Origin of the sequence: Streptomyces sp. NPDC012888 (assembly GCF_042900645.1) — a bacterium.
GTDB lineage: Bacteria > Actinomycetota > Actinomycetes > Streptomycetales > Streptomycetaceae > Streptomyces.
On record NZ_JBIBBM010000001.1, the window covers coordinates 25330 to 45037 of the forward strand.

At 74.9% G+C, this 19708-nt stretch carries 18 protein-coding genes and 1 other RNA gene; 12 read left to right on the forward strand and 7 right to left on the reverse strand.

Going from position 1 to position 19708, the window contains the following annotated elements; translation table 11 throughout:
• The first annotated feature begins 209 nt into the window (after positions 1-209).
• The 3 genes from ACFY61_RS00125 to ACFY61_RS00135 are packed head-to-tail and all read left to right on the forward strand — an operon-like array spanning position 210 to position 3151.
• The gene (locus ACFY61_RS00125) at positions 210-1064 is read left to right on the forward strand and encodes a MaoC/PaaZ C-terminal domain-containing protein (RefSeq protein WP_389464759.1); all 855 of its coding nucleotides are present in this window, start codon (positions 210-212) and stop codon (positions 1062-1064) included.
• A gap of 33 nt (positions 1065-1097) precedes the next feature.
• The gene (locus ACFY61_RS00130) at positions 1098-2174 is read left to right on the forward strand and encodes a Zn-dependent alcohol dehydrogenase (RefSeq protein WP_389464761.1); all 1077 of its coding nucleotides are present in this window, start codon (positions 1098-1100) and stop codon (positions 2172-2174) included.
• Positions 2175-2209: 35 nt separating this feature from the next.
• Entirely contained in the window at positions 2210-3151 is a 942-nt protein-coding gene (locus tag ACFY61_RS00135; protein ID WP_389464764.1) for a 3-oxoacyl-ACP reductase, read from the forward strand.
• A gap of 152 nt (positions 3152-3303) precedes the next feature.
• Here the strand turns inward: ACFY61_RS00135 and ACFY61_RS00140 are convergent, their stop codons facing one another.
• Complete coding sequence (locus ACFY61_RS00140; RefSeq protein ID WP_389464767.1) at positions 3304-4440, reverse strand: hypothetical protein; 1137 nt, start codon at positions 4438-4440, stop codon at positions 3304-3306.
• Positions 4441-4651: 211 nt separating this feature from the next.
• Here ACFY61_RS00140 and ACFY61_RS00145 point away from each other — a divergent pair, with 211 nt between their 5' ends.
• The 3 genes from ACFY61_RS00145 to ACFY61_RS00155 are packed head-to-tail and all read left to right on the forward strand — an operon-like array spanning position 4652 to position 7624.
• On the forward strand, positions 4652-5503 hold the full coding sequence (locus ACFY61_RS00145; protein ID WP_389464770.1) for a Nif3-like dinuclear metal center hexameric protein: 852 nt from the start codon (positions 4652-4654) through the stop codon (positions 5501-5503).
• A 10-nt stretch (positions 5504-5513) separates the two neighbouring features.
• Positions 5514-6257: a zinc ribbon domain-containing protein gene (locus ACFY61_RS00150; protein ID WP_389465888.1), complete on the forward strand. Its 744-nt coding sequence runs from the start codon at positions 5514-5516 to the stop codon at positions 6255-6257.
• The gene (locus tag ACFY61_RS00155; RefSeq protein WP_389464772.1) at positions 6257-7624 is read left to right on the forward strand and encodes a bifunctional RNase H/acid phosphatase; all 1368 of its coding nucleotides are present in this window, start codon (positions 6257-6259) and stop codon (positions 7622-7624) included. The genes ACFY61_RS00150 and ACFY61_RS00155 overlap by 1 nt, the downstream gene beginning before the upstream one ends.
• A 76-nt stretch (positions 7625-7700) precedes the next feature.
• Here ACFY61_RS00155 and rnpB read toward each other — a convergent pair.
• Positions 7701-8102, reverse strand: an RNA gene (rnpB, locus tag ACFY61_RS00160) — RNase P RNA component class A.
• Between the two features lie 77 nt (positions 8103-8179).
• Here rnpB and ACFY61_RS00165 point away from each other — a divergent pair.
• Both ACFY61_RS00165 and ACFY61_RS00170 read left to right on the forward strand, forming a co-directional pair.
• A complete protein-coding gene (locus ACFY61_RS00165; protein ID WP_389464774.1) occupies positions 8180-8920 on the forward strand; it encodes a MerR family transcriptional regulator in 741 nt (246 codons plus the stop codon).
• Positions 8917-9756 carry a hypothetical protein gene (locus tag ACFY61_RS00170; protein ID WP_389464776.1) on the forward strand — a complete coding sequence of 280 codons (840 nt, stop codon included), beginning with the start codon at positions 8917-8919 and terminating at the stop codon, positions 9754-9756. Before ACFY61_RS00165 ends, ACFY61_RS00170 begins: the two co-directional genes overlap by 4 nt.
• Here the strand turns inward: ACFY61_RS00170 and ACFY61_RS00175 are convergent.
• A complete protein-coding gene (locus tag ACFY61_RS00175) occupies positions 9743-11185 on the reverse strand; it encodes an RNB domain-containing ribonuclease (protein WP_389464778.1) in 1443 nt (480 codons plus the stop codon). The two genes, ACFY61_RS00170 and ACFY61_RS00175, sit on opposite strands and share 14 nt — an antisense overlap.
• A gap of 117 nt (positions 11186-11302) precedes the next feature.
• On the opposite strand from ACFY61_RS00175, the gene yaaA reads away from it, so the two are divergent.
• Entirely contained in the window at positions 11303-12103 is an 801-nt protein-coding gene (gene yaaA, locus ACFY61_RS00180) for a peroxide stress protein YaaA (protein WP_389464781.1), read from the forward strand.
• Positions 12104-12492: 389 nt separating this feature from the next.
• On the opposite strand, the gene ACFY61_RS00185 is transcribed toward yaaA, so the two are convergent.
• Positions 12493-13236 carry a bifunctional DNA primase/polymerase gene (locus tag ACFY61_RS00185; RefSeq protein ID WP_389464784.1) on the reverse strand — a complete coding sequence of 248 codons (744 nt, stop codon included), beginning with the start codon at positions 13234-13236 and terminating at the stop codon, positions 12493-12495.
• Between the two features lie 240 nt (positions 13237-13476).
• Positions 13477-14079 carry a TetR/AcrR family transcriptional regulator gene (locus ACFY61_RS00190; RefSeq protein ID WP_389464787.1) on the reverse strand — a complete coding sequence of 201 codons (603 nt, stop codon included), beginning with the start codon at positions 14077-14079 and terminating at the stop codon, positions 13477-13479.
• 163 nt (positions 14080-14242) lie between these two features.
• On the opposite strand from ACFY61_RS00190, the gene ddaH reads away from it, so the two are divergent.
• Entirely contained in the window at positions 14243-15052 is an 810-nt protein-coding gene (ddaH, locus tag ACFY61_RS00195) for a dimethylargininase (protein WP_389464790.1), read from the forward strand.
• 71 nt (positions 15053-15123) lie between these two features.
• Here the strand turns inward: ddaH and ACFY61_RS00200 are convergent, their stop codons facing one another.
• Together ACFY61_RS00200 and ACFY61_RS00205 are read right to left on the reverse strand one after the other, a co-directional pair.
• On the reverse strand, positions 15124-16125 hold the full coding sequence (locus ACFY61_RS00200) for a small ribosomal subunit Rsm22 family protein (protein WP_389464791.1): 1002 nt from the start codon (positions 16123-16125) through the stop codon (positions 15124-15126).
• Positions 16126-16134: 9 nt separating this feature from the next.
• Entirely contained in the window at positions 16135-17562 is a 1428-nt protein-coding gene (locus ACFY61_RS00205; protein ID WP_389464794.1) for a Bcr/CflA family multidrug efflux MFS transporter, read from the reverse strand.
• A gap of 105 nt (positions 17563-17667) precedes the next feature.
• Between ACFY61_RS00205 and ACFY61_RS00210 the strand changes: the two genes are divergently transcribed.
• Positions 17668-18429 carry an SDR family oxidoreductase gene (locus tag ACFY61_RS00210; protein WP_389464796.1) on the forward strand — a complete coding sequence of 254 codons (762 nt, stop codon included), beginning with the start codon at positions 17668-17670 and terminating at the stop codon, positions 18427-18429.
• Between the two features lie 108 nt (positions 18430-18537).
• Entirely contained in the window at positions 18538-19398 is an 861-nt protein-coding gene (locus tag ACFY61_RS00215; RefSeq protein ID WP_389464799.1) for a PhzF family phenazine biosynthesis protein, read from the forward strand.
• Positions 19399-19708: the final 310 nt, after the last annotated feature.

A 19708-nucleotide genomic window follows, 5' to 3' on the forward strand; every position in this document is an offset into this window, starting at 1 on the left:
TAGGCCCCGGGTGTCCACGGCGCCTGATCTGACGTGACGTCAGCGGTCTTCACAAGTGCCGGGGCGTGCGTTATACATTCCCTCACCGGAGCGGATAGAACGCGTTCTAGAAGAGCGCCGACGGCTCCGGTCCGCATACGACCCCGGTGCGGCCGACGGTGCGGACGGCCGCACCGGGGTCTCCCAAAGGAACAAGGAGCAGCATCCTCATGCCGATCGATGCCGCCAGGGCCCTCGCAGCCGAACCTCGCCTGAGCGAGATCGGCTGGGACCACAAGGACATCCAGCTCTACCACCTCGGGCTCGGCGCCGGCGTTCCCGCCACCGACCCCGACGAGCTCCGCTACACCCTCGAGTCCAAGCTCCACGTCCTGCCCAGCTTCGCGACCGTCGCCGGAGCCGGCATGGCCATGCTGGGCGGGCTCGGCGCCCCGGGGATCGAGGTCGACCTCGCGGCCGTGCTGCACGGCGGGCACTCCATCGAGCTGCACCGGCCCATCCCGGTCAAGGGCAGGGCCACCTCCCGCTCCAAGGTCGCCGCCGTGTACGACAAGGGCAAGGCCGCGGTGATCGTGCTGCGCTCCGAGGTCACCGACGACGACGGCCCGCTGTGGACCTCCGACGCGCAGATCTTCGTACGCGGCGAGGGCGGCTTCGGCGGGGAGCGGGGCCCCTCCGAGCGGATGGAGCTGCCGGAACGGGAACCGGACCGGGTGGAGGACCGCCGCATCCGCGACGAGCAGGCGCTGCTCTACCGGCTGTCCGGGGACTGGAACCCCCTGCACGCCGACCCCGAGTTCGCGAAGCTGGCCGGCTTCGACCGGCCGATCCTGCACGGCCTGTGCTCGTACGGCATGACCCTCAAGGCCGTGGTGGACACCGCCCTGGACGGGGACGTCTCCCGGGTCAGGTCCTACCGCACCCGCTTCGCCGGGATCGTCTTCCCCGGCGAGACGCTGCGGATCCGGATGTGGCAGGAGCCCGGCCGCGTCCAGGTGTCGGTGACCGCCGTCGAACGGGACGACGCGCCGGTCCTCGCGGACACCGTCGTCGAACACGCGTAAGCACCCGCTGGACCGAACCCAAGGAGCCGCACCGTGCGCGCAGCACTGCAGAGCGAGATCGGCCAGGACAAGCTCGAAGTCGTCGACGACATGGAGGCCGTGGGCTTCGGCCCCGGCAAGGTCAGGGTGCGGATCAGGGCCACCGGCCTGTGCCACTCCGACCTCTCCGCGATGAACGGCGTGCTGCCGCAGCCGGCCCCGTTCGTCCCCGGCCACGAGGGCTCCGGCGTCGTCACCGACATCGGTGACGGCGTGACCGGGCACCAGCAGGGCGACCGGGTCCTCGTCTGCTGGCTGCCGCCGTGCGGCCACTGTCCCGCCTGCAAGCGCGGCCAGGGCCACCTGTGCCTGGAGAGCTTCGGCAACGTCGCCACCCCGAACTTCCGCCGGGGCGGCGGGGACGTCTTCGGTTTCGCCGGGACCGGCACCTTCGCCGAGGAGATGGTGGTCCCGGCGAACTGCGCGATACCGATCCCCGACGACGTCCCGTTCGACATCGCCGCGCTGATCGGCTGCGGTGTCACCACCGGTCTGGGCGCCGCCATCAACACCGCGCGGGTGGAGGCCGGTTCCTCCGTCGCCGTCATCGGCTGCGGCGGCGTCGGCATCTCCGTGGTCCAGGGCGCGAAGGTGCAGGGGGCCTCGCAGATCGTCGCCGTGGACCCGGTGGAGTCGCGCCGCGAGGCGGCCCTGCGGTTCGGGGCCACGGAGGCCGTCTCCCCCGAGGCCTTCGCCGACGCCCGGAGCCGGATCACCGGCGGCGAGGGCTTCGACTACGTCTTCGAGGTGGTCGGCAAGTCGTCGACCACGCAGACCGCGTACGAGATGACCCGGCGCGGCGGCACCGTGTGCGTGGTCGGCGCGGGAGGCCTCGACGACAACTTCCAGATCAACATGTTCTCGCTGTTCTTCGACGAGAAGCGGATCCTGCCGTCGATGTACGGCGGCGGGGACGTGCTCCGCTCCTACGAGCGGACCATCTCCCTCTGGCGGGCCGGCCGCATCGACCTGGCGGGCCTGATCACCCACCGGGTCCAGCTGGCGGAGATCAACGACGCGCTGGACCAGATGCGTACGGGTGTCGCCCTGCGCACGTGCATAGAGATCTGACCCTGCTTCGCTCCCTCCCCGAGAGGAACGGCTAGATGGCACTGCCACTCGAAGGACTCTCCGCCGTCGTCACCGGCGCCGGCCGCGGACTCGGCCGGGCCGAGGCGATCGAGCTCGCCCGGCTGGGCGCGAGCGTGGTCGTCAACGACTTCGGACAGCCCGGCCGGGACGGCTCCGGCGAGGCCTCCGCCGCACCGGCCGAGGAGGTCGTCGCGGAGATCCGCGCGGCGGGCGGCCGGGCGGTGGCCCACCTCGGCGACGTGGCGGACTTCGACCAGGCGCGGGAGCTGGTCGGGCTCGCGGTGAGCAGCTTCGGGAAGCTGGACGTCCTGGTCAACAACGCGGGCATCCTGCGGGACCGGATGATCTTCTCGATGAGCGAGGAGGAATGGGACTCGGTGATCCGGGTCCACCTCAAGGGGCACTTCAACACCACGCACTTCGCGGCGGCGCACTGGCGGGAGCGGTCGAAGGCGGCGGGTGGCCCGGTCTACGGCCGGATCGTCAACACCTCGTCGGAGGCGTTCCTCGGCGGGTCGGCCGGGCAGCCGAACTACGCGGCGGCGAAGGGCGGGATCGTGGGCCTCACCACTTCGACGGCCTTGGCGCTGGCGAAGTACGGGGTCACGGCGAACGCGATCTGTCCGCGGGCGCGGACCCGGATGACGGAGGACGTCTTCGCGGGCTTCGAGGTCCCCGAGGAGGGCGAGCTGGACCCGCTGGCGCCGGAGCACGTCGCACCGCTGGTCGGCTGGCTGGCGTCGCCGGCGTCGGCGAGGGCGAACGGGCAGCTGCTGGTGGTGCACGGGGGGATCGTGGTGGTGATGGAGCGGCCGAGGGTGGCGGCGAAGTTCGACACGGCGAAGGAGTGCTTCTCGTTCGAGGAGCTGGACGGGGTGCTGGGCGCGCACTACGCGGCGCGGCCGGCGGGCGAAACCTTCGCCGCCCCCGAAGTCCTCTCCCTGAAACACCCCTGACCGGCCCCGGCCCCTGACCGGCCCCAGCCCCTGACCGGCCCCAGCCCCGGCCCGGCGCGGCGGCCGGGCCGCACCCCCGCCCGGCGGCCCGATGCCCGGGCCGGGGCCGGGGCCCTGCGCGCGGCGGGGCGGAGGGCGGCCGCCCAGGGCGGTCAGGAGGCTGTGGCCAAGGGGGCCTGGGCCAGGGGGACCGGGCGGGGTGGGGGGTCCACGCGGAGCGCGGGTGGTGGGGGCTGCGGCATCGCCAGCGCCGCGACCCCGCACGGCACCTCGGCCGTGGCGTACGGCAGCCTCAGCCGGCCGTCGTACGTCCACAACCCCGCCCCACCCAGCCACCCCGCCGGCGCCCCGAGCCGGAACACGTGCCGGTCGGCCGGCCGCCACAGGGCCAGCGCGTCCCCCGAGCCCCCGAACCCCGCACCGCCCCCCACCGGCGCATCGGCCAGCCGCAGTGCCACCGCGCAGGTCTCCGGCATCAGCGCCTGCCCCGGCTGCGCCGCGAACGGCACCGCGTCCGCGCCCAGCGCCCGCAGGCACTCCGGGAAGCGGACCGGCCGGGAGCTGCCCAGCACGCCCCAGCCGAGCCGGGGTTCGCCCGGCGCGTCCGAGCGGATCAGCAGCAGCCCGCTGTCGGCGTCGGCCAGCAGCAGCCGGTCCTCGCTGGTGTCGGAGATCTGCAGCAGCGGCGAGACCTCCCCGCCCCGCCCCAGGTCCACCGCCACCGCCTTGGTGTGGCCGTCGCGCTCGCGGTCGAGCGCCAGCAGCAGGCCCGCCCGGTCCAGCCACACCCCGCCGGAACAGCGGCCCGGCAACCGCGCCGCCCGTTCCGGGCCGGTGCCGCCGGCCCCGCCCGTGATCCGCCACACCGTGGTGACCGGGTCCTCCCCGCCGCCGACCGCCAGGGCGTACGCGCTCCGGCCGTCCGGCGCCGGCGGCAGCAGCGTCACCCGCCCTTCCCCCCGCCCCTCCCCGGGATCCTCCACCGTGCCCAGCAGGAGTTCCCCGGTGCCCGGCCCGGTCGGGTAGAGCAGGGCGAACGCGTGCCGTTCGGCCACCCTGCGGTGGATCAGCACCCGGCCGTCGGCGAGCGGCAGCACCTCGCTGTCCGCTTCCTCGGGCTGGTCCAGCGGCAGCGGCACCGCGTAGGGCTCGGGCCCGGAGAGCGTCCAGCGCTCGGGGTAGCGGGCCTCGTCCGTTCCGGCGAGCCGGGCCGCGTACGACCCGTCCGCGGCGATCGTGAACGGAACCGGCGCGGATCCCACGGCAGCGGCCGCGGTACAGGCAGTCATCCGTGCGTCACCTCCGGTGGGCAAGCTAGTTTTCGCTTTTCCTGCCGAACAACGCGAGCCTTCCCGCTTCACACATAAGGGTGGCCGCCCGGCGATTCGGCTGTGCCGCGGTGGCCGGTTGTGCTCGGCCCCCCACCGGGCCGCCGGTGATCGCCCCGCACCCGGCCCTCGCGGTCGGCGGGGCGGCCACGACGGACGGTAGCCTTGGCCCGTGCCCCGTCTCTCTGAAGTCATCGCCGCCCTCGACGCCCTCTGGCCGCCCGCCCGCGCCGAGCAGTGGGACGCCGTCGGAACCGTCTGCGGCGACCCCGACGCCGAGGTCTCCCGCGTCCTGTTCGCCGTGGACCCCGTCCAGGAGATCGCCGACGAGGCGGTGAAGCTGGGCGCCGACCTGCTGGTCACCCACCACCCCCTCTACCTGCGGGGCACCACCACCGTCTCGGCGGGCACCTTCAAGGGCCGCGTCGTGCACACGCTGATCAAGCACGACATCGCGCTGCACGTCGCCCACACCAACGCCGACACCGCCGACCCCGGCGTCTCCGACGCCCTGGCCGGCGCCCTCGACCTGCGCGTCACCGGCCCCCTCGTGCCCGACCCGACCGACCCCTCCGGCCGCCGCGGCCTGGGCCGCATCTGCGAGCTCGACCACCCCGAGACGCTCCGCGAGTTCGCCGCCCGCGCCGCCGCCCGGCTGCCGCGCACCGCGCAGGGCATCCGCGCCGCCGGCGACCCCGACGCCCTGATCCGCACCGTCGCCGTCAGCGGCGGCTCCGGCGACAGCCTCTTCGAGCAGGTGCGCGCCGCCGGCGTGGACGCCTTCCTCACCGCCGACCTGCGGCACCACCCGGTGTCCGAGGCCCGCGCGCAGAGCTCGCTCGCCCTCGTCGACGCCGCCCACTGGGCCACCGAGTGGCCCTGGTGCGAGCAGGCCGCGGCCGAGCTCGACGCCGTATCGGAGCGCCACGGCTGGGGTCTGCGGACCCACGTCTCGCGCACCGTCACCGATCCCTGGACGGCCCACGCGCCGTCCGACGCCCCTTCGCAGTCCCCTTCTCTCTAGGAGCCCCCAACTGAACGCCGAGCCCGCCGACCAGATCCGACTTCTCGACGTCCAGGCCCTGGACACGCGGCTGTCGCAGCTCGCCCACAAGCGCAGGTCGCTGCCCGAGCACGCCGAGCTCGACTCCCTCACCAAGGACCTCACGGCGCAGCGCGACCTGCTGGTCGCCGCGCAGACCGAGGAGAGCGACACCGCCCGCGAGCAGACCAAGGCGGAGCAGGACGTCGACCAGGTCCGCCAGCGCGCGGTCCGCGACCAGCAGCGCCTGGACTCGGGCGCGGTGAGCTCGCCCAAGGACCTGGAGAACCTCCAGCGCGAGATCGCCTCGCTCGCCAAGCGGCAGGGCGACCTGGAGGACGTGGTCCTGGAGGTGATGGAGCGCCGCGAGTCCGCGCAGGAGCGCGTCGCCGAGCTGACCGACCGGGTGGCCGCGCTCCAGGTCAAGGCGGACGACGCGAAGTCCCGCCGGGACGCGGCGACCGCCGCCATCGACGACGAGGTCGCCGCGGTCTCCAAGGACCGCGAGGTCGTGGTCGGTTCCGTCCCCGCCGACCTGGTCGCCCTGTACGAGAAGATCCGCGCCAAGCAGGGCGGGGTCGGCGCGGCCAAGCTCTACCAGAAGCGTTGCCTGGGCTGCCAGCTGGAGCTGGACATGGCCGAGGTCAACGAGGTCAAGGCGGCCCCGAAGGACAAGGTGCTCCGCCACGAGAACTGCGGGCGCATCCTGGTCCGCACGGCCGACTCGGGCATCTGATGAGGCTGGTGGTCGAGGCCGACGGCGGCTCCCGGGGCAACCCGGGGCCCGCCGGCTACGGCGCGGTCGTGCTCGACCCGGTGACCGGCGAGACGCTGGCGGAGCGGGCCGAGTACATCGGCGTCGCCACGAACAACGTCGCCGAGTACAAGGGGCTGATCGCGGGCCTGAAGGCGGCCCGCCAGCTGTCGCCGGACGCGGTCGTCACCGTCCGGATGGACTCCAAGCTGGTCGTGGAGCAGATGTCCGGCCGCTGGAAGATCAAGCACCCGGACATGAAGCCGCTGGCCGCCGAGGCGGGCGGGATCCTGCCGCCCGCGCAGGTGTCGTACGAGTGGATCCCGCGCGAGCGGAACAAGCACGCGGACCGGCTCGCGAACGAGGCGATGGACGCGGGCAAGCGCGGCGAGCAGTGGCAGCCGGCGGACTCCTCCGCCGCCCTGGACCGCGGTGCGGCCCGGGCCCTGGCCGGCCGGCCGCCGGCCGGCGCGCCCGGCGACCAGGCCGCCGGCGCGGCAGCGGCCCGCGCGGCGCTGGCCTCGGCGCGGTCCGGCTCCGCCGGCGCGGCGGCCACCGCCGGGTCGGCCGGGGCCGCCGCCGCGGAGCCGGAAGCGGCAGACGCCCTGTTCGGCTCCGGCCGTGCCGGCGGCACCTCGGCGCTCACCGCACCCGGCACGGGCTCCGGGGTCCTGCCGGCGCAGGCGGGTACCGCGCCGTCGGCCGGCTGGGCCGCGCCCGACCTCGGCACACCGGCCACCTTCGTGCTGCTCCGGCACGGGGAGACCGCCCTCACCCCGGAGAAGCGGTTCTCCGGCAGTGGCGGCGGCGACCCCGAGCTGTCGCCCGCCGGGCGCCGGCAGGCCGAGGCCGTCGCGGCGGCGCTGGCCGCCCGCGGCACCGTGCAGGCGATCGTCAGCTCCCCGCTGCGCCGCTGCCGGGAGACCGCGCAGGCGGTAGCCGACCGGCTGGGTCTGCCGGTCGCGGTGGAGGAGGACCTCCGCGAGACCGACTTCGGCGCGTGGGAGGGCCTGACCTTCGCCGAGGTGAAGGACCGCTATCCGGCGGACCTCCAGGCCTGGCTGGACTCCCCGCGGTCGGCCCCGACCGGCGGCGGCGAGAGCTTCACCCACGTCACCCGCCGGGTGTCGGCGGCCCGGGACCGGCTGCTGGCCGCGCACGCGGGCCGTACGGTGCTGCTGGTCACGCACGTGACCCCGGTCAAGACCCTGGTCCGGCTCGCGCTGGGCGCGCCGCCGGAGTCGCTGTTCCGGATGGAGCTCTCCGCGGCCTCGCTCTCCGCGGTGGCGTACTACGCGGACGGCAACGCCTCGCTGCGGCTGCTGAACGACACCTCGCACCTGCGCTGAGGAAGCGGCGAAGGCCGCGGCCCCCGCCGGACGGGCGGGGGCCGCGGCCTTCGCGGACTTCGATGCACGGGGAAGGCAGACGAGCCGGCCTGTACGCCGGGTTCTGTCACCCGGGGTCCTCGCGGTCCCCGGGGAGACGGCCATCCATCTAGGACCGGTGTTGCCACCGGCCTCGTGCGGTCTACCCGCGGACTCGGGCGGGCAGCCCTCGATCGTCCGCGCAGAGCCGTCCGAGAACGACTCCTCTTGACCTTGCTCCGGGTGGGGTTTACCTAGCCGCCTGGGTCACCCCAGGCGCTGGTGGTCTCTTACACCACCGTTTCACCCTTACCGGGGACCGAGGTCCCCGGCGGTCTGTTTTCTGTGGCACTGTCCCGCGGGTCACCCCGGGTGGGCGTTACCCACCACCCTGCCCTGTGGAGCCCGGACGTTCCTCGGCGGGACCCTGGGGTCCCGTCGCGGCCGCCCGGCCGACTCGTCTGCCGTGGTGACCATGCTACCGGCTGCCCCGGCGCCGCTTGACCTTGACGCAGCGGCAGGGTTTCTACTGGCCGCATGCGGATCGGAGAAATCGCCGGACTGGTCGGGCTCACCACCCGGGCCGTCCGGCACTACCACCATGTCGGGCTGCTCCCGGAGCCGGAGCGGCGGGCCAACGGCTACCGCTCGTACACGGTGCGGGACGCCGTCCTGCTGGCCCGGGTACGGCGGCTGACCGAGCTCGGTCTGAGCCTGGACGAGGTGCGCGACGTGCTCGCCGACGACGCCGGGCGGGAACTGGCCGAGGTGCTGGAGGAGCTGGACGCGGACCTGGCCCGGCAGGAGGCGGAGATCCGCGGGCGCCGGGAGCGGCTCGCGGCGCTGCGGGCCGCCCCGCCCGGCGGGACCGAGCCGGTGTCGCCCGCGCTGGCGGCCCTGCTGGCCGGCGCTCCGGAGACGACGTCGGCCACCGCCCGCAAGGACCGCGAGCACCTGGAGCTGCTCGACGCGGCCGGCGGCGGCGAGTCGCTGTACGCGGTGCTGGGTCCGCTGGCCGCGGATCCGGCCGTCCTGGAACTGTACGAGCGGCTGGACGAGCTGCACGACGCCCGCACGGACGACCCCCGGATCCCGGGCCTGGCCCGCGATCTGATCGCGGCGGTGCCGGACGAGGTGTTCGCGGCGGTCACGGCGGACGACCGGCCCGTGCGTCCCGCGGAGGGTTTCAAGGAGGCCCTGCTGGCGGAGTACGCGCCGGCCCAGGCCGAGGTGGTGCGCCGGGTGATGGACGCCTTCCTCGGACGGGGCCGGGCATGACGGGTCTGGTGCGGGCGGCACGGATCGCGGTGGCGGCGGTGGTCCCGGCCGAGCTGGTGCTGGCGACCTGCCTGGGGGCGGGGCTGCGGCTGCCCGGCTGGGCGGTGGTCCTCGCCGAGGTGCTGGTGCTGTGCGTGCTGCTGCTGGAGGCGGTGACGCTGTGGTCGCTGTACGCGGCCGGGCGGGCCCGGGGCGACGGCCGCCGGGAGGCCCTGCGCGGCGCGGTGACCACGGTGGTGCCCGTGCAGGCGCGCCGGCTGCTGCGGCACGAACTGCGGGCGGGCGCTTCGCTCGGCCTGTGGGTCCTGCGCCGGCGGCACGGGGTGCGCGAGGGCGACCTGGCGGCCGCGTACACCGGGCCGCAGACCGCGATGATGTACGGGATGGTGTTCGTGTCGGTGGTGGAGACGGTGGCCCTGGCGCTGCTGATCCCCTGGCCGGCGGTCCACCAGGTGGTGCTGGTGCTCGACGTGTACGGCGTGCTGATCGTCCTGGCGATGCACGCCGCCTGCGTGACGCGGCCGCACGTGCTTCGGGCCGACGGGTCGCTGAGGCTCAGGTACGGGGCGCTGTTCGACCTGACCGTGCCCCGCGGGTCGGTCGTCTCCGCCCGGGTGGACCGGCGGTACCCGGAGGGGCGGATCGTCACGGTGCGGGAGGAAGGGGTGCTCGACCTGATCGTCGGCAGCCAGACCAGCGTCACGGTGGAGCTCGACCGGCCGGTCGGCTTCGTCCGTCCGCTCGGCGCCCGCGGCGAGGCCCGCACCATCCGCTTCCACGCCGACGACCCGGGCGCCGTGGTCGCCGCCCTGCGGGCCGCCTCTACGCGGGACTGAACAGCACCTTCGCCGCCACCGGGTCGGCCCGGTCGAGGCGGACCCGGAGCCGGTCGCCCAGCGGGAGGTCCGCGCCGGGGGACTCGATCCGGCCCACCACGGCCGGTTCGGTCAGGTGGACCGTGCCGACCCGGGGGTCGTTGTCCTTCACGTCGATCACGGTGGCCTCGAAGGTCTCCCCGACCCGGTCCTCGAGCAGGGCGGCCTCCACCAGGTCCACGCACTCGCGTTCCACGGCGTTGGCGAGGCGGCCGCCGTCCGCCATCCGCCCGGGCAGCGCCGGCAGGGCGGCCAGCACCCAGTCCGGGGGTGCGGTGCCGGCTGCCGCGGCCAGGCAGAGCTCGCCGGCGTACCGGTCGGCGAGCCGGCGCAGTGGGGCCGTGCAGTGCGCGTACGGGGCGGCCACCGCGGCGTGGACCGCCGGGTCGGGGGACCGGCCGCCGGTGAAGACGGTGTAGCCGGCGCCGCGGAGCAGGGTGGTGCACTCCTGGAGGAAGGCGGCGTGGGCGGGGCGGCGCGGGTCGAGGGAGCGGACCAGCTGCGCGTACGGCACGTGGTGGGGCCAGTCGATGTGCAGGGCCGTCGCGGTGCGGCGGAGCCGGCCGACCGCGCCGTCGGGGGCGGTGGGCAGGGTACGGAGGATGCCGGTGCCGGCGGCGAGCATCAGTTCGGCGGCGGCCATGCCGGTCATCAGCGAGATCTGGGCGTTCCAGCCGTCGGCGGGGAGCGGTGCCCGGTAGGCGAGGGCGTAGCCGCCGTCGTGGGCCGTGATCTCCTGCTCGGGCACGTTGAGGGAGACGCCGCCGCGTTCCGCTTCGAGGGCCTCCCGGAGCCGGCCGATCTCGCGGAGCAGGGCGAGTGGTTCGTGGGCGGTCCCGGAGTCGATGGCCCGCTGCGCGGAGGCGTAGTCCAGTTTCGCCCGGCTCCGGACGAGGGCGCGGTGGACGTCGGTGGACTCCACCCGGCCGTCGGAGTCCAGGTCGAGCCGCCACAGCAGGGCGGGGCAGGTCTGGCCGGGCAGCAGGCTGGCCGCGCCCTCCGAGAGCGCGGCCGGGTGCAGCGGGACCTTGCCGTCGGGGAAGTAGAGGGTGGTGACCCGGCGCTGGGCCTCGCGGTCCACGGCGCCGCCAGGGGTGACGAACGCGGCGACGTCGGCGATGGCGTAGTGGACGCGGTAGCCGCCGCCGGTGCGGCGGGCCAGGTGCATGGCCTGGTCGAGGTCGACGGAGGCGGGCGGGTCGATGGTGAAGAAGGGGATGTCGGTGGCGTCCGGGGCGGGTGGCCGAGGGGACTTGGCGGAACGTTCCGCCTCCTCGGTCGCACGGGCCGGGAACGCCTCCGGCACCTCCAGCCTGATCCGCAGGCCGTCCAGCGCGACGCGCAGGGCGGCCCCGTCCGCTCCGGTCATGTGCATGTGGCGGCGTGGCATGAACCGAGCGTATGGCGGTCGGCGGGGGTTCGCTCATGTTCGGCCGGTCCCGCCCGCGGGCTACCCTCGTGCGGGGGCCGCACTCCCCGTGCCGTGTCCGTGAGAAGGAGAACCACCGTGCTCGTGCTGCTGCCGCCGTCCGAAGGAAAGGCCGCCGGCGGCTCCGGCGCACCCCTGGACGCCGGGTCGCTGTCGCTGCCGGGGCTGGCCGGGGCGCGGGCCGCGGTCCTGGACGAATTGGTCGAACTGTGCGCGGGCGACGAGCTCAAGGCGCGCGAGGTCCTGGGGATCGGCGAGGGGCTGCGGGCCGAGGTCGCGAAGAACGCCGGCCTGCGGACGGCGGCCGCGCTGCCCGCCGCGGAGATCTACACCGGGGTGCTGTACGACGCCCTGGACCTGGCCGGGCTGGACGCCCCGGCCCGGGCGCTGGCGGAACGCTCGCTGCTCGTGTTCTCCGGCCTGTGGGGCGCGGTCCGCATCGGCGACCGCATCCCGTCGTACCGCTGCTCGATGGGCGTGAAGCTGCCGGGGCTGGGCGCGTTGGGCGCGTACTGGCGGGCGCCGATGGCCGAGGTGCTGCCGGAGGCGGCGGGGGACGGGCTGGTCCTGGACCTGCGGTCCTCGGCGTACGCGGCGGCGTGGAAGCCGAAGGGGGAGCCGGCGGGGCGGACGGCCACGGTGCGGGTGCTGCACGCGCAGGTGGTGGACGGGGTGGAGAAGCGGTCGGTGGTGAGCCACTTCAACAAGGCGACGAAGGGGCGGCTGGTGCGGGACCTGCTGCGGGCGGGGGCGGTGCCCTCGACCCCGCTCGAGCTGGTGTCCGCGCTGCGGGACCTGGGGTACGTGGTGGAGGCGGAGCCGCCGGCGAAGCCCGCGAAGCCGTGGTCCCTGGACGTGGTCGTCACCGCGATCCACTGACCGCCCCCGGCCCGGCCCGCCCCGGCGCCCCGCACACCCGGCCGGAGCCCCGGGCCTGAGCCCCGCGTGCTCGGGCGGAGCTCCGGCTGGGCCCGCTCAATAGTCCCCAGCTACCGCTGGGAGGTGCCCCCAGCTCGGGCTTGGAATGCCGCTGCGCGGCATTCCGCCCGGCGGGCATGTGCTGGCGGGCCATTTCAGCCTCGCCGGCGTTTGAGGCGCGGGGTGTGGGGCGGCGCCCCGCGTGCTTGGCCGGAGCTCCGGCTGGGCCCGCTCAGGTGCGGCTCGGGCTTGGGATGCCCGGCCGGGGTCTGGGCGCGGGGCGGCAGTCCAGCCCCGCCGGCGTTCGAGGCGCGGGGTCGGGCCGCCGGGTGGAGCGGCGCCCCGCGGGGTCAGCGGCTCAGGGGCCAGGCGATGGCGTGGTCGGGCTGGGTGTGCTGGGCGCAGGCGTCCGTCAGGGTTTCCAGCAGCGTCAGCGGATCCGGCAGCGCGTGCTCCATGCCGCGGACCCAGGTGACCGCCAGGTCACCGGGGAGCGCGGCCGGCGGAAGCAGCACGTAGCTTCCGCGGCAGTGCCAGCGCAGTCCGGGGTGTTCGTCCATGGTCTCGGGGTGGCAGTCCAGCTCGCACGGCCACCACTCGTCCTCGTCCTCCGGCGTGCCCCGCGTCGCGGTGAAGAAGAGCATCCGCGCCTGCCCGCCGGTGTCGCCCGAGCCGGACTCGGCGACCGGGCCGACCGCGATGCCCGCCGCGAGGAGCCGGTCGAGGGCCTCGCGTCCGGCGTCCAGCGGGACGTCCAGCACGTCGTGGACCATGCCGGTCGCGGTGACGAAGTTGGCCTGCGGCTGGTTCCGCGCCCAACGCTCGATCTGCGCGCGGTCGGTGGTCGACTGGGTCTGCCAGGCGAAGGAGAGCGGGTGGCGGGCCGGGGTGGGACACCCGATGCGTTCGCACGAGCACCGGTAGCCGACCGGGTGCGCGGCGGGCGCGATCGGCAGGCCCGCGGCGGCCACGGAGAGCAGGAGCGCCTCGCGCTCACGTCCGGGGTCTTCGGCGGTGGGTTTCTGCCGCCGGCTCAGCCACTGCGAAATCCTGCTGCGCTCACCGCGTTTGAAGCGGCCAGACTCGGACCCCATCTATCCCCTCACCGTTCGTCGCCCCGGCAGACCCTCACATGGTCCCACCATCCTGCGCCCGGGGTGACCGGACTTCCCAACCGGGGGGTCCGGCCCACCGGGGCGGCAATAGCGGCGAAATCGCGACATAGAGGCGCTTCTCGGCCAGCGGTGGCGGCCGATTGCGCCCCGGTGAAGCCGCGGTGACTTTGCTCACCGCACCTTCACCGTCCCTTCACCCGCGGCCTCTCACCCGCGCCTTCAGCGCGGAGCGACCCCCGTCAGCCACCGCTCCACGAGCGCGTCCGCGAAGTCGTGGGTCAGCGGCCCGGTCCGCTGGAGCCAGCGGTACGTCAGCGGGCCCAGCAGCATCTCCACCGCGAGCCGCAGGTCGGTGTCCTCCGCGAGCCGGCCGGCCTCCCGGGCCGCCCGCAACCGCTCCTCGTAGAGGGCGAGCTGGGGCTCCAGCAGCTGCTCGGTGAAGCGGGCGCCGAGCTCCGGGTCGGTGGCCCCGGCCGCGGTGAGGGCCCGGGCGGGCGCCTCGTACTTCTCGTCGTTGAACTCGTCCACCGTCGCCCGCAGTACCTGCTTGAGGTCGGCGGCCAGGTCGCCGGTGTCCGGGAAGCCCGTCCACTGCCCCTCCTCCGCCGCGTCGCCGGCGAGCGCGAGCGAGGCGTCCAGCAGCACCGCCGCCTTCGACGGCCACCAGCGGTAGATGGTCTGCTTGCCGACCCCGGCGCGGGCCGCGATGGCCTCGATGGTCAGCTTGTTGTAGCCGACCTCGCCGACGAGGGCGAGGGCGGCGTCCAGGATCGCGCGGCGCGAGCGGTCGCTGCGTCGCGATGCGTCAGGCGTCTTACCCATGGCGGCAGGGTATCAATCCGAGACGTCTCGTCTTCATGCCGTACCGGTCGCATCGACTGTTCGTCCGGTAAACCACCCGAACAGTTCACTGCGCCGTACCGGTTGAGGAGAGACGATTCTCTCCACCACTCTTCACCCACATCCGCTTCGTGAGGAGCCTTCTTTGCGCAGAGACGCCACACCCCGGCGCTACCTGATGTGCCCACCCGAGCACTTCAAGGTCACCTACTCCATCAACCCCTGGATGGACCCCGCGAAACCGGTGGACCTGCCGCTCGCCCTGGCCCAGTGGGAGGACCTGCGGGACCGCTACCGCTCGCTCGGGCACACCGTCGAGACCCTCGACCCGCGCCCCGGCCTGCCCGACATGGTGTACGCGGCCAACGGCGCCACCGTGATCGACGGGCGGGTGCTCGGCGCCCGGTTCGCCTACCCCGAGCGGGCCGCCGAGGCCGAGGCCCACCTGGAGTGGTTCCGGGCGAACGGCTTCACCGACGTCCACGAGCCCTCCCACATCAACGAGGGCGAGGGGGACTTCGCGGTCACCGCCGACTGGATCCTGGCCGGTCGCGGCTTCCGGTCCAGCCCGCTCTCGCACGACGAGGCGCAGGAGTTCTTCGGCCGCCCGGTGATCGGCCTGGACCTGGTCGACCCGCGGTACTACCACCTCGACACCGCGCTCTGCGTGCTCGACGCCCACGAGGTCATGTACTACCCGGAGGCGTTCTCGCCGGGCAGCCGGGCCGTGCTGCGCCGGCTCTTCCCGGACGCGCTGATCGCCACCGCCCAGGACGCGTCGGTGCTGGGCATGAACGCCGTCTCGGACGGCCGGCACGTCGTGCTGCCGCAGGGCGCCACCGGCCTGTTCGGGCCCCTGCGGGAGCGCGGGTTCGAGCCGATCGGCATGGACCTCGGCGAGCTGCTCAAGGGTGGCGGCAGCGTGAAGTGCTGCACGCTGGAGCTGCGGGCCTGAGGCCCGGGCCGCCCGCGCGCCCGGTACGGGTCGCCCGTGCCGGCGCGCCGCGTCCGGCCGCCGCCGTCCGGCTAGTCGCCGGCCGGTGGCGGCCAGGCGTCGCCCCACTCCGCGTCCCTGGCCGCCTTGTACGTGTCGCCGTGCCGTTTGCTCACGGTGGCCCGGGTCAGCCCTTCCGCCTCAGGCCCGCACAGGTCGAGCAGCACCAGGCCCTTGCGGATCTGCGGCCTGCGGGTGATCCGGGCGGCGGCCGGGGCCACCGGGAAGCGGACCGCCGCCACGTAGCCGAACTTCTCGTCCTCGTACGCGAGCGAGCCTCCCTTCACCTGCCGGTGCAGGGAGGACCGGCTCACCCGGGCTGAGAAGTGGCACCAGTCCTCGCCCACCACGATCGGGCAGGTCCCGTCGTGCGGGCAGGGCGCCGCCACCGTGAACCCGGCGGCGATCAGGGCGTCCCGCGCCTCCCGGATGCGGAGGTAGCCCTCGGGGGTGCCCGGCTCGACGACCACCACCGCCTGCCCGGCGCGGGCCGCCCCGGCCACCACCGCACGGCGGGCCTCGGCGGTCAGCTCGCCCAGTACGTAGGAGACGGTCACGAGGTCCGCCGCGGGCAGCTCCAGCCCCGTGCCGATGGCCGCCTTGCGCCACTCGGCGCCGCGCAGCACGCCGGAGCCGGAGTCCGCGGCGAGCTCCCGTCCCAGGGCCAGGGCCGGCTCCGCCCAGTCCAGTACGAGGGTCTCCCGCGGGCCCGCCCAGGTGGCGTCCACCGCCCAGGTCGCCGCGCCGGTGCCGCCGCCCACGTCCACGTGCGAGGCCGGTGCCCAGCCGGGAGCGGCCTCCACCAGACCGGCCAGGGCCGCCCGTACCGCCTCGAAGGTCGCAGGCATCCGGTACGCCGCGTAGGCCGCCACGTCGGACCGGTCGCGCAGGACCGGGGCGTCGGTGGGGGTCCGGCCCCGGTAGTTGGCGATCAGCCGGTCGACGGCGGCCGCCGCCTGCTTCGGCGGCAGGCCGTCGAGCAGACCGGCGAGGGTCGCGCGCAGGGTTTCGGCGGTGGTGGGTTCGGGGTTCACCTGCGAAGTTTACGGCGCGTCGGGCCCCGGGGCGGAGGCGGAGGCCGGACCCGATGCCGACGCCGGGCCGGAGGCCTGCGCCGGGCCGGAGTCCGGCGGGGTGGCGGAGGCCGGCGGGGTGGCGGAGCCGGGAGGCGGGGTGGCGGCCGAGGCGGCCGCCGCCGGCCGCCAGGGCCGGCACAGGCCGAGGAAGCAGGCCGCGGCCAGCAGGGAGCAGGCCAGCTGCACCACGGCCATCGGCACCGCGGTGTCCTCCCCGGCGATGCCCACCAGCGGCGAGGCCACGGCCCCCACGAGGAACGAAGAGGTGCCGAGCAGGGCGGAAGCGGTGCCCGCCGCGTGCGGGGTGCGCATCAGGGCCAGGGCGTTGGTGTTGGGCAGCACCAGGCCCATCGCGGACATCAGCACGAACAGCCCGGCCGCGACCGGCAGCAGCCCCACCTCGCCGAACACACCCGAGGACATCAGGAGCAGCGCCGCCGAGGCGGCGGTGATCACGGCTATGCCGGCCGCCAGCACCTTGTCCAGGCTGACCCGGCCGACCAGCAGCTTGCCGTTGACCTGGCCGACGGCGATCAGGCCCACCGAGTTCACGCCGAAGAGCAGCGAGAAGGTCTGCGGGGAGGCGCCGTAGATCTCCTGGATGACGAAGGGGGAGGCGGATATGTACGCGAAGAGGGTGGCGAAGCCGAAGCCGCCCGCCAGCATGTAGCCGGCGAAGACGCGGTCCGCGGCCAGCCCGCGCATGGTGCGCAGGGCCGCGCCGACGCCGCCGGTGTGCCGCCGCTCGGGCGGCAGCGTCTCGCCGAGGCCGAACCACATCACCACGGTGAGCACGGCACCGACGGCGGTCAGCACCACGAACACCCCGCGCCAGTCGGAGAACCGCAGGACCTGGCCGCCGATCAGCGGGGCGATGATCGGGGCGGTGCCGGATATGAGCATCAGGGTGGAGAAGAACCGGGCCATCTCGACCCCGTCGTAGAGGTCCCGGACCACCGCCCGGGCGATCACGATGGCCGCGGAGCCGGCCAGGCCCTGGAGCAGCCGGAAGCCGATGAGCAGTTCGGCGGTCGGGGCCAGCGCGCAGATGGCGGTGGCCAGGACGTAGACCACCATGCCGGCGGCCAGCGGGCGCTTGCGGCCCCACTTGTCGCTCATCGGGCCGATGACCAGCTGCCCGAGGGCCATGCCGGCCAGGCAGGCGGTGAGGGTCAGCTGGACTGTGGCGGCGGTGCTGCCCAGGGCGGTGGTGACCTGCGGCAGCGCCGGCAGGTACATGTCCATGGACAGCGGGGGGAGGGCGGTGAGCCCGCCGAGGACGAAGACCACCAGCAGGCTGGTCCGGCGCGCGGCCGCGCCGGCGCCGGCAGTGTCGGTGGGGGCGGGTGTGGGGACGGTGGTGGAGGGGGCCTTCGCGGGACCTCTCTCTGACATGGGCACTCCAGTCCTATGGTCGTCTCTTCACACCCGGCCGACCCATGTTCTCAGCTATCGGAACGTCCCGGGCCCGGAGCCCGCGGTGCCGTACCCTCCGGCCTCATGAACGCAACCGGGAACAAGATCGCTGTCGTCACGGGCGCGGGCTCGGGCATCGGCCGTGCCGTCGCCCTGACCCTGGCCGGGGCCGGCTGGTCCCTGGCCGTCGCGGGGCGCCGGGCGGAGCCGCTGGAGGCGGTGGCCGCGGCCGCGCCGGATCCGGCGCGGGTGCTGCCCGTACGGGCGGACGTCAGCGACCCGGACGACGTGACGGCCCTCTTCGCGGCGGTCCGCGACCGGTACGGGCGGCTGGACCTGCTGTTCAACAACGCGGGCACGTTCGGGCCGGCCGGGGTGCCGCTGGAGGACATCGGCTACGAGGCGTGGAAGCAGGTCGTCGACGTCAACCTGACCGGTTCGTTCCTGTGCGCGCAGGCGGCGTTCCGGATGATGAAGGAGCAGGACCCGCAGGGCGGGCGGATCATCAACAACGGCTCCATCTCGGCGCACGTCCCGCGGCCGAACTCGGTCGCCTACACGGCGACCAAGCACGCGATGACCGGCCTGACGAAGTCCCTGTCGCTGGACGGCCGCCGGTACCGGATCGCCTGCGGCCAGATCGACATCGGCAACGCGGCGACGGAGATGACGGAGCGGATGCAGACCGGGATCCTCCAGGCCAACGGGCAGCTGGCGGTCGAACCGGTGATGGACGCGGCGGACGTGGCCCGCACGGTCCTGCACATGGCGGAGCTCCCGCTGGAGGCGAACGTCCAGTTCGCGACGGTCATGGCCACGACCATGCCCTACATCGGCCGCGGCTGACCCCACCCACCCCCACCGAACCCCTGCCCGCCGACCCCGGACGCCCCGACGCGGCCGACCGACGCCCCGGCCGGGAATGCCCTGCGGAGGGCCCGGGTTGGGGTGGGCATGACCGAAGTGCTTCGCTACACCGCGTTCTCCGCAGACCCGGAGGGCGGCAACCCCGCCGGGGTCGTCCTCGACGCCGCCGAGCTCGACGAGGCCGGGATGCTCGCCATCGCCGCCGAACTCGCCTACAGCGAGACCGCCTTCCTGACCGCGCCGCCGGACGGGCTCGGCGGGGAGCCCGGCCGGGCCTTCACCATCCGCTACTTCAGCCCGAAGGCGGAGGTGCCCTTCTGCGGGCACGCGACCGTGGCCACCGCCGTCGCGCTCGGCGAGCGGCTGGGGCCGGGCGAGCTGCTGTTCGCCACGCAGGCGGGGACGGTGCCGGTCACGGTCGCCGAGGGGGAGGGCGGCGTCCTGCGGGCCACGCTCACCAGCGTCGAACCGCACGTCGAGGACGTCCCGGACGCCGACCTCTCCGAGGCGCTCGCCGCGCTGGACTGGCCCGCGGCGGACCTCGACCCGGCGCTCCCGCCCCGGATCGCGTACGCAGGCGCCCGCCACCTGGTCCTGGGCGCCGGCACCCGGGCCCGGCTCGCCGACCTCGCGTACGACTTCGCGCGCCTGGAGGCGCTGATGCGGCGGCTGGACCTGACCACGGTCCAGCTGGTCCACCGGGCCGGGCCGGACGTGTTCCACGTACGCGACCCGTTCCCGGTCGGCGGGGTCGTCGAGGACCCGGCCACCGGCGCGGCGGCAGCCGCGTTCGGGGCGTACGCCCGCGAGCTGGGGCTGGTGCCGGCCGAGGCCCGGCTCACCCTCCACCAGGGCGAGGACATGCGGCGGCCGGGCGTGCTGACCGTCGAACTGCGGGCGGGGGACCCGCGGGTACGGGTCGGCGGCGAGGGCACGCGCATCCCCTGACCCGCCGGGGCGTCCGGGCGGAGCCTGGCTGCGCGGCCAGAACTCCGCCCGGGCACTCGGGGCTCCGCCCCGTGCCGCGTGGGCGGTGTTTCCAGCCCGAGCGGCGTTTGAGCGGGCTCCGGCGGAGCCTTGGCTGCGCGGCGGGGGGCTCCGCTCGGCCACGCGGGGTGCTGCCCCGTGCCCCGCGCCTCGATCGCCGGCGGGGCTGGGTTTGGCCGTGCGGGGCCGGGTTGTGCGGGGTCGCGCGGTGACCGTTCGGGCGGCGCTTCGAGCCCGAGCGGCGTTTGAGCGGCTGGGGCGGAGCCTTGGC

Coding starts and splice junctions, on each gene's coding strand:
- ACFY61_RS00185 (WP_389464784.1), bottom strand. CDS start 13,236: ATGGGGTCCGAGTCTGGCCGCTTCAAACGCGGTGAGCGCAGCAGGATT.
- ACFY61_RS00170 (WP_389464776.1), top strand. CDS start 8,917: ATGACGGGTCTGGTGCGGGCGGCACGGATCGCGGTGGCGGCGGTGGTC.
- ACFY61_RS00155 (WP_389464772.1), top strand. CDS start 6,257: ATGAGGCTGGTGGTCGAGGCCGACGGCGGCTCCCGGGGCAACCCGGGG.
- ACFY61_RS00190 (WP_389464787.1), bottom strand. CDS start 14,079: ATGGGTAAGACGCCTGACGCATCGCGACGCAGCGACCGCTCGCGCCGC.
- ACFY61_RS00210 (WP_389464796.1), top strand. CDS start 17,668: ATGAACGCAACCGGGAACAAGATCGCTGTCGTCACGGGCGCGGGCTCG.
- ACFY61_RS00125 (WP_389464759.1), top strand. CDS start 210: ATGCCGATCGATGCCGCCAGGGCCCTCGCAGCCGAACCTCGCCTGAGC.
- ACFY61_RS00205 (WP_389464794.1), bottom strand. CDS start 17,562: ATGTCAGAGAGAGGTCCCGCGAAGGCCCCCTCCACCACCGTCCCCACA.
- ACFY61_RS00175 (WP_389464778.1), bottom strand. CDS start 11,185: ATGCCACGCCGCCACATGCACATGACCGGAGCGGACGGGGCCGCCCTG.
- ACFY61_RS00135 (WP_389464764.1), top strand. CDS start 2,210: ATGGCACTGCCACTCGAAGGACTCTCCGCCGTCGTCACCGGCGCCGGC.
- ACFY61_RS00215 (WP_389464799.1), top strand. CDS start 18,538: ATGACCGAAGTGCTTCGCTACACCGCGTTCTCCGCAGACCCGGAGGGC.
- ACFY61_RS00165 (WP_389464774.1), top strand. CDS start 8,180: ATGCGGATCGGAGAAATCGCCGGACTGGTCGGGCTCACCACCCGGGCC.
- ACFY61_RS00140 (WP_389464767.1), bottom strand. CDS start 4,440: ATGACTGCCTGTACCGCGGCCGCTGCCGTGGGATCCGCGCCGGTTCCG.